General features: G+C 45.0%; 8 protein-coding genes. 3 read left to right on the plus strand and 5 right to left on the minus strand.

Annotated elements, in window-relative coordinates; genetic code table 11:
• Positions 1-14: 14 nt before the first annotated feature.
• Together CLV59_RS12760 and CLV59_RS12765 are read right to left on the minus strand one after the other, a co-directional pair.
• Entirely contained in the window at positions 15-1,364 is a 1,350-nt protein-coding gene (locus CLV59_RS12760; protein ID WP_111592434.1) for a sensor histidine kinase, read from the minus strand.
• A gap of 18 nt (positions 1,365-1,382) precedes the next feature.
• Entirely contained in the window at positions 1,383-2,057 is a 675-nt protein-coding gene (locus CLV59_RS12765; protein ID WP_111592435.1) for a response regulator transcription factor, read from the minus strand.
• Between the two features lie 387 nt (positions 2,058-2,444).
• Between CLV59_RS12765 and CLV59_RS12770 the strand changes: the two genes are divergently transcribed.
• A complete protein-coding gene (locus CLV59_RS12770; RefSeq protein WP_111592436.1) occupies positions 2,445-6,383 on the plus strand; it encodes a Pls/PosA family non-ribosomal peptide synthetase in 3,939 nt (1,312 codons plus the stop codon).
• Entirely contained in the window at positions 6,380-6,907 is a 528-nt protein-coding gene (locus CLV59_RS12775) for a GNAT family N-acetyltransferase (protein ID WP_111592437.1), read from the plus strand. The genes CLV59_RS12770 and CLV59_RS12775 overlap by 4 nt, the downstream gene beginning before the upstream one ends.
• Before the next feature lie 30 nt (positions 6,908-6,937).
• On the opposite strand, the gene CLV59_RS12780 is transcribed toward CLV59_RS12775, so the two are convergent.
• The 3 genes from CLV59_RS12780 to CLV59_RS12790 all read right to left on the minus strand — a co-directional run bounded on the left by CLV59_RS12780 (position 6,938) and on the right by CLV59_RS12790 (position 9,822).
• Positions 6,938-7,693 (minus strand): hypothetical protein, encoded by a 756-nt coding sequence (locus tag CLV59_RS12780; RefSeq protein ID WP_111592438.1) that lies wholly within the window; start codon positions 7,691-7,693, stop codon positions 6,938-6,940.
• Positions 7,694-8,039: 346 nt separating this feature from the next.
• Complete coding sequence (locus CLV59_RS12785; protein ID WP_111592439.1) at positions 8,040-8,783, minus strand: hypothetical protein; 744 nt, start codon at positions 8,781-8,783, stop codon at positions 8,040-8,042.
• Between the two features lie 58 nt (positions 8,784-8,841).
• Positions 8,842-9,822 carry a glycosyltransferase family 61 protein gene (locus CLV59_RS12790; protein ID WP_111592440.1) on the minus strand — a complete coding sequence of 327 codons (981 nt, stop codon included), beginning with the start codon at positions 9,820-9,822 and terminating at the stop codon, positions 8,842-8,844.
• Between the two features lie 518 nt (positions 9,823-10,340).
• On the opposite strand from CLV59_RS12790, the gene CLV59_RS12795 reads away from it, so the two are divergent.
• A complete protein-coding gene (locus tag CLV59_RS12795; RefSeq protein ID WP_111592441.1) occupies positions 10,341-13,733 on the plus strand; it encodes a DUF6603 domain-containing protein in 3,393 nt (1,130 codons plus the stop codon).
• Positions 13,734-13,736 lie beyond the last annotated feature (3 nt).

The raw sequence follows: 13,736 nt of genomic DNA on the forward strand, positions 1-13,736 counted from the left end.
AGGACTGTATGTAACTATTGTTGAAATGTCAGATGAAAGGCAGTTCCCTGGCCTACTTCGGAGAATATTTCGATCTTGCCGTTGTGCAGGCGTACGATTTTTTCTGTCAGAGAGAGGCCGATGCCATGACCATCGAAACCTTTTGCATGGGGGCTTCGATAGAAAGGAAGAAATATTTTGTGTAGTTCTTCCGGAGGAATGCCAATCCCTCTGTCAATGATTTTTATGATTAATGCAGATTCTTTTTTCACGAGATCACAGGTGACCATTTTCCCATTGGAGAATTTAATGGCGTTCTTCACCACATTGCTGAGTGCGATGAATAGCAGATGGCGGTGTCCTTGCATCATCACGCTGCCAGGCAGATGGCCGGTATGGAAATTCAGGTTCATCTGATAGCGGCCATGTTGTCCGCATTCTTCGGCCACTTCCCAGAGTAATTCATCCATGGGAATACGTTGCAGATCATTGTAGTCCATATTGGCTTGTGCCAGTTCCAGTAAGCTGCCGATAATACCATTGAGTCGATCGGATTCTTCTATGATATTCCGAAGCGCCCGTTTGTAATCGTTGGTCTGGCGATCGTCCAGCAAGGTTATTTCGGCCTCTCCCAGGATGGAAGTAATGGGAGTACGTAGTTCATGGGATGCATTGGCAATGAACACTCGCTGGGCTTCGAAAGACTGTTCCAGATGTTCCAGTAGTTGGTTAATGGTGGTGGATAGCTGGGAGAGTTCATCTTTTCTGCCGGAGCGAACTTTCAGGCGTTTATCCAGGCTGGAAGCCCGGATGGACTGCACATTAGCAATAATATGATTGATCGGCATCAGGGCAATATGGGCAAAGAGCCGGCCAATGATATAGGTGATGATGAGTGCAGCCAGGTAGGCGAAAGTCATGATCCATGCGAGCCGCTGCATGTTTTCAATGCCCGCAGCATCCACTGCTGACGCCACTACCAGGAAGTTGCCGGAGTTATCTGCATAATAGATACCGCATACTTGTTGATTGCCCTGGCTGAACCGGAGTTTCCTGTTGCGTACAATATCATGGAGCAGGTCTTTGTTCCAGCGCACCGTGTCTTCCTTTATAAATACCGGATCGAATTGGTCATTATAAATGCGGATGACTTCCTGGTTCAGGGAGCGGGGATATTTTTTCAATACATTTTTAAAGCTTTCTTCGGAGAGGTTATCCTCAGCCAGGTAGAATTGCGCTACCGTCATGGCTCTGTCTTCCAGCTTATCATAAAAGCTGATACGCCTGTTTCTTTCCACTAAGGAGTAGATGCCGAACAGCAATAGTAGCAGTAATCCCGCGAAGAGAACTGTAAATTGAAGTGCCAGCCTGGTTTTAACTTTCATCTTTTTCGCTTTAAAATATTATCGGTCTCTCATTACATAGCCTACGCCAATGACTGTATGAATGAGTGGAAATTCGAATCCTTTGTCAATTTTTGAGCGGAGATAGTTAACATAAACATCGATAAAGTTGGTCCCTCTGTTGAAATTAATGCCCCATACGGCTTCTGCCAGGTAGGTTCTGGACAGGACGCGGTTTTTATTGGTCATCAGCACTTCCAGCAGGGCAAACTCTTTTACGGTAAGGGTAATATCTTTGCCGGCACGGGTAACAGCGCGATTGAAGCAGTTCAGCTCCAGGTCGGCCACCTGGTATACGGCACTGGGGCTAACTACATTCCCTCTTCTGTGGAGGGCGTGTACCCGGGCAATCAGTTCATCAAAATGAAAGGGTTTGGGAAGATAGTCGTCTGCACCGCTTTCAAAACCCTGCACTTTTTCCCTGACGGTACCGAGAGCCGTCAGCATGAGAACCGGCAGTCCTTTTTTCATGGTTTTGATCATGCGGCAAACTTCCAGTCCTGACAGGGAGGGGAGTTGCCTGTCCAGTATCACCACGTCGAAGTCCTGCTGCATGGCTGCCTGGTATCCGTTTTGTCCATCATATGCTACTGTAATAATATGGTGGAAAGCTTCCAGTCCTTTCCTGATAAATGCTGCTACTTTAGGTTCGTCCTCTATTAATAGAATGTTCATAGCTCAAATCTGGCCCTAAAAGTAGGACGGAGAGGAGGCTGGAAAATCAGCATTAAAGGATTCTAATTTGAGATGAGAGAGATTTAATTTCCGTATAATCTCATTCTAATTCTGCACATTTGCAGAGAAAAGGACATTTTTTAAGGAGATTATAAGCCCATAGCATATTTCAGGGCAGTATTTTTGCTTCGCAACCTTTATTTCCAAAACCGACATGAACAGAATGTTAAGCAAGCAGGATGCAAGATGCCCTATGGCGCCATGCCTTATTCCAGAAAATGTACTTAAATTAGAAGTAACATATTGTTGTTGGCACCTATCAACATCTGTACAGCATAACCATAACAAATACGCGTTTACTGAATCAATCTTTTCGGGCAGCAAATTATGAATGACCTTAGCATAGTAATAGGACCCCAGCGGCCGGATTTACTTCATCATGAAACACTGGCGGACATGTTTGCGCATGCGGTAAAACAGCATGCACATCATACGGCCCTGATATTCCAACAACAAACCTTTACCTACAAGCAGCTGGATCACTGGAGTGATGCTATTGCGGCCAAATTGCAGGCCCTGGGCATCGGAGCGGGAAGCATTGTAGGGATTTGGTGGCCACGTGGCCCGGAATTACATGCCGCCATTATCGGTATTATTAAGGCAGGTGCAGGATATGTGCCATTGGATAGGGAGATGCCGGCCGAACGGGTGGAAGGCGTACTGACAGAAGTAAAGGCTGCCGCCTGCTTCAGCCAGGAGTCGCTCCAGTTGGATGCCGCCATCCTGAGTGTACCGCCGTTTCCGGATGTCAACGATCATTTCGTCCTGAAACCGGGCCCACAGCCGGAAAATATTGCCTATGTGCTGTATACCTCCGGAAGTACAGGTAAACCGAAGGGCATACCTATCATGCATAAACAGATCTGCCATCTGATCCGTTCAGAGCAGACTGTGCTGAATATTAAAAGTACAGATAAGGTATATCAGGGATTCTCCGTATCGTTCGATATGTGGTGTGAAGAGACCTGGCTCAGTTATTTCGTGGGCGCCACGCTGTGGGTAGCGGATGCTACCACTGCCAAAGCCATCGATGAACTGAGTGATACCCTCCGTAAAGAGAAAATTACTGTATTACATGCCGTCCCTAGTTTACTGGCCATCATGGAAGACAACATTCCTTCCATTCGTCTGGTGAACGCCGGTGGAGAGGCTTGTACGCCGCAGGTACTTGCCCGTTGGGGAATGCCTCCACGGGAATTTTATAACAGTTACGGCCCTACGGAAACGACCGTTAGTGCCACTTTTGCCCATCTCCGCCCAGGAGATGCCATCACGATCGGCCATCCATTACCGAATTATAATATGGCCGTAGTGGATGAAAAACTGAATATTCTTCCCCTGGGAGAACGCGGAGAACTCATCATCACCGGTCCAGGCGTTGGAACAGGATATGTGGACCGCCCGGATCTGACCCAGGAGAAATTCGTGGATAAACCCTCTTCGCTGGATGCCATTCCTGGCGACAGAGTCTATAAAACCGGCGATGCCGCTATCATCCTTCCGGATGGCAGTATCGACTTCCAGGGACGCCTCGATGACCAGATCAAACTACGCGGATACCGTATTGAACTGGGCGAAATAGAAAATAAACTCCATGATATCCCAGGTATTGTGGCTGCCGCAGTAGCGGTAAGAAAAGATGGTAATGACCAGGATCAACTGGTAGGATATGTGGTTAGGGAAGACAATAGCACGGTAACGGAAGCGGATATGCGACAGGAACTATCCCGCACGCTCCCTACGTATATGGTTCCCGGTGTGGTCATGATCCTGGAAGATATGCCCCGCCTGCCAAGCGGAAAGATCAATCGTAAAGCATTACCGGTACCGCCGGCATTCACGCAGGTGGAATCAGCCGCCTCGGTAGATGCCAATGCTCCGGTAGCCGACCGTATGATGGCCGTTTTAACGAAAGTATTTCCGGATAAGCAACTGACCCTCCAGGAAGATTTCTTTACAGACCTCGGCGGTCACTCGCTGCTGGCGGCTGTATTTGTATCCCGTCTTCGTCGTGAGGCAAACATCCCGCAGGCATCGCTGAAAGACATCTACATACATCGCCCTCTTCAGGCACTGGCAGATACCTGGGCTAGCCAGGACTCCAGCGGAAAAGAGAAAACGCATACATTTAATAAAGTACCCTGGTATCGTCATGCGATTTGCTGGATAGCACAGACAGTCACCCTGCTGGCTATCTATGGCCTGTTTGCCATGCAGATTTATTTCCCTTACCTGGGTTATTATTATACAGAACAGGCAACAGGTAAACTCAGCTACGCCATCATGACGGCACTGGGTATGTTCTGTTTGCTGCCAGCCGTATTTACCATCCTGATAATTTCCGTTAAATGGTTGGTGATAGGGAGAATGAAAGAAGGAGATTACCCGCTCTGGGGAACTTACTATTTCCGTTGGTGGCTGGTGAAAACCATACAAAGGCTTATGCCTGCCCAATTCCTGAACGGTACGCCGCTATATGCTAAATACCTGCAGTTCCTTGGCGTGGATATCGCTTCCGATGCCCAGTTAGGTACTATCACGATTGGTGCAGAAGATCTGGTAACCATTGGGAAAGACGCGAGTCTTAGCTCCCAGACAGTGATCAATAATGCCTGGGTAGAAGACGGTATGCTGAAACTGCGCCGCGTGCACCTCGGCGACCATGCTTATGTAGGTAGCAGTGCCGTCATTGCCGGAGATGCCCGTATAGAAGACTGGGGCGAACTGAAGGATCTCAGTTATCTGCCAGCAGGTAAAATAATTGGCGTAGGAGAAGTATGGCAAGGTAGCCCTGCTCAGTTGAAGGAAACAAAATCCATCGACGAGTTGCCGCAACCCTTGCTGGTATCCAGGGCCAAACGCATTAAATACAGCATGATCTTCTCGCTGTTTTTGCTGGTGTTTCCATTTACGGTGTTATTACCGCTGTTGCCGACCATTATCACCCTGAATAATATGGATAATGCCGCTCCGGATTATAACTTTAATTATATGGTCATCACGCCGTTGCTGGCATTGGTATATATCCTGTTATTCACTGCGCAGACCGTAGTGCTTACCCGATTACTGCAATGGGGTATCAAACCGGGAACATATCCTATTTACAGCGGTTTCTACGTGCGTAAATGGTTTGCGGATCAAATGATGGCCTTATCCCTGATTGTAATCCATCCGATATTCGCTACGATCTATGTAAGTAGCTTATTCCGGGCACTGGGCGCTAAAATCGGGAAACGAACAGAAGTGAGTACTGCCAGCAGCGTTACCCATCCATTGCTGGAAATCGGCGATGGCGCATTCGTTGCAGATGCAGTAACCCTGGGAGAATCAGATGTGCGTGCACAACAGTTAACGCTGGAAAAAACAACCATTCATAATAACAGCTTTGTAGGGAATAGCGCCTTGATTCCGCAGGGTTATACCTTGCCGGAAAACATGCTGATTGGCGTTTTATCTACGCCGCCTTCGAAAGTGCAACTGGAAAGTAACGATGCCCGTGATTGGTTTGGATCTCCTGCCATTGCGCTTCCTCGCAGACAGGAAAGTCGTTTCTTTCCGCCGGAACTCACTACCCATCCAGGTTTGTTCAGGAAGATCGCGAGAGGGCTGGTAGAATTCGTTCGTATTCTTATCCCGGAAACAGTAGTAATTTGTTGTTCTATTCTCTTTATTGCATACGCTCATGATCTGGTAACAGAAAAATCTGTAGGACAAATCCTCCTGCAATTCCCTTTCTATTACCTGTTCTTCCTGGGATTGCCGGCATTCCTCTTTACAGTATTCATGAAGTGGATTTTGTGTGGCCGTTATCATGCCCGTCAGGACCCGATGTGGACTTCCAATGTATGGCGGAGCGAAGGGGTGACTTCTACTTACGAAGCTTTGTCTGTCCCATTCCTGTTGGAATACCTGAAAGGGACGCCATGGTTACCGGTATTATTGCGTTTCCTTGGCGTGAAAACCGGATACAGGGTATTCATGTTCACTACCGATATCACAGAATTTGACATGGTGGAAATCGGAACTGATGCTGCTTTGAATGAGGACAGTGGTCCGCAGACACACCTTTTCGAAGACCGTGTGATGAAGGTAGGCGATATTAAAATTGGTAAACGTAGCAGTATTGGCGCACGTACCATTATCTTGTATGATAGCGAGGTAGGAGATGATGTGAATCTCTCCCCATTATCACTGGTAATGAAAGGCGAAAAACTGCAACCGGGTACCAGCTGGACAGGAAGTCCTATTAAACCAGACTACGAATGATAACTTATACGCATATACGAATTGCAACGCATTATGCTGTAATGGCTGAACTGATGCGTGGGCTGCATATCTCGGAGAAGGAGTTCTTCCCTGGTACCGCCAATTGGGATGATATAGCCGCTCATTATATGCAGCATGTAATTGATATGCAGGACGAATGTGATGGCGCTTGTATCCTTGCCCAGAGCGGCGATACGGCGGTTGGATTCATATTCGGTTACCTCGAGTCTCCCGACGACAGTCGTATAGAAGATTATACTGGAGATACCCTTTATGTATCCGATGGTTATGTTATGCCGGCGTATCGCCGGCATGGCATTTACCGGGCCATGAATGAGTTGCTGGAAGCGCATTATGTCAATAAAGGCGTGCGCCGGATAGTGAGGTATACCCTTACAAACAACAATCGTATGCAGACATTCCTGGAATCGAAAGATTATACGGCAGTGCGATTGGTATATGAAAAATGGCTGTCGCCTGATGGCAAACAAATCGTTCCTGTATGGGAAAATAAAAAAGATTAGTATGCTACCAGGAGCCCCAATCTAATAGCATTAATCTCTGTAATTTTTTTTACAAATAATACAAAGTTCGCCAAATACAAAACATAGCCCGCCATAGGTAATCATGTTGTTGATATTGTCGATATATGGTTTATAATACATGATATTATGTTCCGCGATCAGGTAATTGCAGACGGCTACCTCAAAAATCATGTTACGATTAGTACCTAGAATAAATAATTCATCGGCGGATAGTACTGCTTTCTCATCTTCGTCCATTAACTTGTTTGTCAGGTCCCACATCACATCATTCTGGTCATACAATTCATCCACTTCTTTATCTAAGTTATTATACTCTTCCTCTGAAATAGCGTCCAGTAAAGTTTTATAAATAAGTCGAATGCAATCGCCGGTGACAGCGTTTTCTCCACCATGGACTACTTCTTCTGTAGCGCACCACAGATAAATATCTCTTCTGCGTGCAAGATGAAAATTATGTCTTTCGAAGCCGATGTATTGCCTTGCTCCCCATGGATTGGTAAAGGGGAATCTGAAATTCCAGTTGGTAGGTACTGTCTTTACTATTTCTTTCCATGTATGGTAATCTGCTGTTGCCTCTAGGATGCTGTCATATTCCAGAAAGGTAGCCGGTATATTAAAGTTACAGTCGGCATATACATTGGACATCGTTTCCTTAGCCAGTTGAAAATTGTAGGTAGCAGCATCATAGGCTTTGGATTTAGCTTCATTAAAATATTGTAATAGTTTAGGATAGTTGATATCTGCTACAGTTAATTTGAGTTGCATAGTAGGGCTGGTAAATTTTTTCTGAATTGTTTAATTGATGTAAATATATTGTTTTTTGTTAATTTATTTGTTCCAATGTATCGGTTAAACGATTGATATCTACGGTAATATTCACGTGAAAGGTATCGCCGGTATTAGCGAGGTAGTAGTATCGATGACGAAGAGCGGATGCCCCTTACAAACAACAATCGTATGCAGACATTCCTGGAATCGAAAGATTATACGGCAGTGCGATTGGTATATGAAAAATGGCTGTCGCCTGATGGCAAAAAAATCGTTCCGGTATGGGAAAATAAAAAAGGCTAGTATGCTACCAGTAACCCCAATCTGGTAGCATTATTCGTTGTTATTTTTTACAAATAATACAAAGTTCTCCAAATACAAAACATAGTCCGCCATAGGTAATCATGTTGTTGATATTGTCGATATAGGGTTTATAATACATGATATTATGTTCCGCGATCAGGTAATTGCAGACGGCTACCTCAAAAATCATGTTACGATTAGTACCTAGAATGAATAATTCATCGGCAGATACAGCTGCTTGCTCATCCTCGTCCATTAACTTGTCTGCCAAGTCCCACATCACATCATTCTGGTCATACAAATCCCTCACTTCTTTATTAAAGTTATTATACTCTTCCTTTGAAATAGGGTCCAGTAAAGTTTTATAAATAAGTCGAATACAATCGCCGGTGACAGCGTTTTCTCCACCGTGGACTACTTCTTCTGTAGCGTTCCACAGATAAATATCTCTTCTGCGTGCAAGATGAAAATTATCTCTTTCGAAGCCGATGTATTGCCTTGCTCCCCATGGATTGGTAAAGGGGAATCTGAAATTCCAATTGGTAGGTACTGTCTTTACTATTTCTTTCCATGTATGGTAATCTGCTGTTGCCTCCAGGATGCTGTCATATTCCAGAAAAGTAGCGGGTATCTCAAAGTTGCAGTCGGCATATACATTGGACATCGTTTCCTTAGCCAGTTGAAAATTGTAAGTAGCAGCATCGTAGGCTTTGGATTTAGCTTCATTAAGATACTGTAATAGTTTAGGATAGTTGATATCTGCTACAGTTAACTTGAGTTGCATAGTAGGGCTGGTAAATTTTTTCTGAATTGTTTAATCGATGTAAATATATTGTTTTTTGTTAATTTATTTGTTCCAATGTATCGGTTAAACGATCGATATCTACGGTAATATTCACGTGAAAGGTATCGGCGGTATCGCCGGTATTAGCGAGGTAGTAGTATCGATGACGAAGAGCGGATGCGAGCGAGAAGAAACAATTGTTGTGTGTGTCGCCGGCATTGCGGAGTTCCAGTATTTGTGCGCCTGCTGGCATGAACAGCATATTTGTAAGTCCTGCGCCATGTAGTCCGATTAATACCTTGGATTGTTGCATTAAGGCAATTTGATCGGAGAAATGGTAGTCTTCAAAGCAATGAATTTCATAACCATATTTTTGAAGAACGCTGATTACTGCTGTTTCATTGGTGATAGTTCGTCTGTTGGCTTTTTGGCGACTGACATATATTTTTCTTGTAGCTGGTGAATTATTATTCGTAATGAATTTCTCTTGTAGTCGTTGAATGATTGTTTCGTTATAATTTCCGGTGGCGGCGGTATGTGCGGGTATGATTAGTTCTTTTACCAGCAATCGTTTGCGGGGATTGTAATAGTATGCTTTGATATTTAAAACTTGCAGCGAAGCTTGAATGTATGGTATTTGTTGATACCTGGCGGGAAGTAGTACCGGGGAGACATCCGTCTTTTCTTCCACTACTGTTAATCTGGTCAGTGCGTCTGTCAGCCAGTGAAAATATGCTGCGCTCCATTCATCTGTTATCCATATTCCCCGGTCAATTACCTTGGGCGGTTGGAGGAACCAGCTTAATTTTTTCCACTGGGAAAATGCAGAGAAAGGGAGGATATGGGAAAAGGAGTGGAGGAAGGTAAATTTAGCGGTATGGAAGATATGATCTTTCAGGATATTGATGTTGTGAAAGGTATATGCGTGTGGTGCATGGGCCTGATAGGTAAGCGCCTTTTCAAATAGCTGTATATCATTTTGCCGGAGGTTAATAGGTAAATTCCTGGTGATTAACGGAGGGGTAGTACGTTTTATCATAGAAATGGAAATATTTGATAAATATACTTAGGAATTCAAAGTAATCGGCGTACTACTACCTGGAAAACAGGTTGCGGTTTTTACGGTTTTTCTTACTAGATAAGAAGGTATACTGTTGTCGGTTTGCATTTAGATAGATATAGTGATGCCGTTGTAATCTTGTGCAGTATTGTGTTTGGTGCGTTTTTTAACGGAGTGGGTTACCGCTTGTCCGGCAGAATTTTCTTTCGTGTAAAAAGTGGCCCAGGTATTTGTTGGAAATAAAAAATAAAGTAATTTTAGTATTCAGATTCTTACGACTATACCGACAGCAAGTTAATCCCCTGACAATTGACGGTATTTAAAATGTGCGAGCGATAGATTAATACTGAAACGAAACCCGGCTGAGGAGAGATCACAGCATTTATGCAAACAGCACTTGTCCTCCAGTACGCGTAGCTAACCTCAAAGGCCTTCCTATAGTGCTTTTGAAAATTCACAGACAAAATTATTGTAGTTCACCTTAATTCGGATTTGCAATGGGCAACAATACCGGAACGGTGGAGGCATTTGTTGTGCGTATAGCGCAAATACTTCACCCTTTGGTATATGAATGTCGGCCTGATCGTGCGGGAAAATTCCTGCAGGAGATCGGCATTTATATACCTGTCACTCAACTCAACGCCATATTAGATACGATCGGTCCTATAGGTAGCAAGGCGGATCTGTTAATAGAGGCTGCCTGTGCCATCATAGACGATGTCAGGGATGGTCAGTATACAGATGTGCTGGATGATGGCAAGAAGGCCGTATCCCTGGTGGAAGAGCTGATTAAAGCAGTTAATAAGCTGAAGGATACTATAAAGGTGTTGAATGTTATTACACCTGCAGAGGCGGACCAATTATTGCAACGCATTTTTAACCGGTTGATGGTTCGTTATATGGAGCGGATACCGGGTATGGTGGAGATGATGAAGTTGTTGGATGTTATCCGCATATTTCCTCAGAATCAGGATGGATCTAATCCGAACCTCCCTCCATATAGTTTGTATGAAATAAACTTTGGCGTTATTGGGGATTGGATAGGAGATAGTAAAGGACAGTTCAGGAAATTATATAAATGGGGAGATGCGGATTTTGATGCAAAGCGCCTCTTCGCCAGACTGGAAGAATTGTTGCTGGCCTTTGATATGCCGGCCTTCTACGACGACGCGCTGCCGGAAGCTGTTTTAGGTTTGTCTGTTGCCTCTGCTACAGTTGATAAGCGGAATGGAACGCCTGGTATTAAAGTAGATCTCTCCTGGCCAGCGCCGTCTTTCGTGCATGAATGGGGCAGTTCCGCATGGAAGAATCGTTTTGAGCTAGGCATGGCCATGCCAATGTCGGCGGCAGTGAGCATCGTTCCTGGCGGTAAGATTGAAATCATGCCACCGGTGGCTAGTCCTGCAATAAATGGCAGTATAAAATATACGCTTACCGGTAAAAAGGCGGCGCCGTTTGTACTATTTGCGGTACCTGGTGGCTCACGGCTACAGCTAGACGAAATAGAAGTGGTATTGGGCGCTGCGCTGAACTGGAAACCAGAGACAGGCAAGGCGGACGGTCAATTTGCCTTTGAGGCCTCTTTGAAAGGCTGTAAAATTATCATCCATGCGGCCAATGCGGATTCCTTTTTACAATCGCTGCTACCGGCCCTTCACGCGGAAATTGATTTTGACTTAAAGATAGGCTGGTCGGCCCAAACGGGATTCTACATAGCAGGTAGTAGTGCGCTTGAAATAAACCTTCCCGTTAAAAAAACAATAGGACCAGTAGCCATAGAAGGACTGAGTGTTTCGCTCAAACCAAATGATAAAACCCTGCCGCTCCTGGTAGGCGCAAATATTACGGGTCAGTTAGGACCAATTACCATTTCCATACAAGATATAGGCGCATCTGCCACCTTAGACTTTAAAAAAGCAGGGAGCCTTGGTTTTGCTCAAATAGACGTCGGGTTCAAACCTCCTAAGGGCGTGGGTTTACAAATAGATGCCGGTATGATAAAAGGCGGCGGATTCCTGCAGTTGGATGTGGAGAAAGGGGAATACGTGGGTGCAATGGATTTGTCTGTCAACAACACGATACAGGTAGCTGCTATTGGTATTATCAATACGAAGCTTCCAGGAGGGGAAAAGGGCTTCTCGCTGCTTATCATTATCTCTGCTGCATTTCAGCCAGGGATAGCGTTGGGAATGGGCTTCTTTTTAGGCGGATTGGGAGGTATGCTGGGAATTCATCGTACTATTCATGTGCCGGCATTACTGGAAGGAGCAGCCAATAATTCTATCTCCAATATTCTCTTCCCTACCAATATTGTAAAGAATATAAACACGCTTTTACCACAGGTAAAAACATTGTTCCCGGTGCAGAAAGATCAGTTCTTTGTAGGACTGATGGCAAGGATCACCTGGGGCGTACCCACCTTGTTACGGATAGATTTCGGGATTGCCGTTGAATTTCCTAGTCCTGTACGCATGGTGATATTGGGTGTGCTGAAAGTAGCGTTGCCGAGTGAAGATAAAGCGTTATTGAAATTACAGGTGAATTTCGCGGGGGCTATTGATTTCGACAGAAAATACCTGGCTTTCGATGCAGCTTTGGTAAATAGTAAACTATTGTCTTTTGCATTGGAAGGACAGATGGCGCTGCGATTGAGTTGGGGAAATAATAAGGCGTTCCTGTTATCAGCCGGAGGTTTTCATCCGGCTTTCAAACCGCCTGCTGAGCTGAAGGTGCCTTCACTGAAACGTATTACGCTCACTGTTTATCAGAAAAATCCTTACCTGGTACTCAGCTCCTATTTTGCAATTACTTCCAATACCGTTCAGCTAGGCGCTAAAATTGATTTCAAGTATAATATTTCGAAGTTCAGCATCGTCGGGTTCATGTCCTTCGATGTGTTGTTCCAGTTTTCTCCATTCTATTTTGAGTCCCGTATTGCGGCAGGGCTGGCGGTTAAATGTGGAAAGTCAACCATCATGTCGCTCAGCCTGGATTTCTTGTTGTCGGGGCCTGCGCCATGGAATGCACGCGGAACGGCGAAGTTCTCCATCCTGTTCATTTCCGTAAAGGTAAAATTCAATGTGACCTGGGAGGAAGCGAAAAAAGTAATGCCACCAAGTATAGCGGTAATGCCGGCATTAGTGGCAGCTTTGGAACTGCCATCCAACTGGACAGCGGAAGCACCTGCAGCACGCCCGTCTTTGGTAACCATTGGGAAACTCAATACGGCGCCAGGAGAAATTATTCTCCAGCCTTATGGTACGCTGAAAATATCTCAGACTGTACTGCCATTGAATGTAGTCATATCCCAGTTTGGAAATGGTATTCCATCGGATGTAAAACAGGTAAAGATCACAGACCTCTCCATCGGAAATAAATCTATTTCAATGGATACCGTTAATGACCTCTTTGCGCCAGCTAATTTCAGGAAGATGTCGGATGCTGATAAGCTGAAAGCGGCTTCTTTCTCTATGGAAACATCGGGCGTAAAATTCACGGATACCAGCAGTGGGCTGAATGCAAATTATGCCTGTAACCACGATTCCAATTTGAATATTACTGTTTCTGATAACGATGCCCCCGCGTCTCCACAATCCTATGCTATTTCACAGAATACCCATCGGAGTATGACAAAGGGTGGGGCTATAGGAAAATCGCCGTTATCGGCCCTCTATAGTCAGCAGCAATTGGAGAACAGTGTCGCTACTGTTAAAGAGGAAACATTTGTGCTAATGAACAACAATAGCCGGGCTGCCTATACATCCGCTGCATTCCAGGGTGGTAGCAGGATACAGGCGGAAGATGCGCTCGCCACTTTACTGACGGCAAATCCTGGATTAAAAGGTCTGGTGAGCGTAGTGCCTGCCTATACTTTAACACAGTTAAACTAACAA

Origin of the sequence: Chitinophaga dinghuensis, from assembly GCF_003259435.1 — a bacterium.
Classification (GTDB): Bacteria; Bacteroidota; Bacteroidia; order Chitinophagales; family Chitinophagaceae; genus Chitinophaga; species Chitinophaga dinghuensis.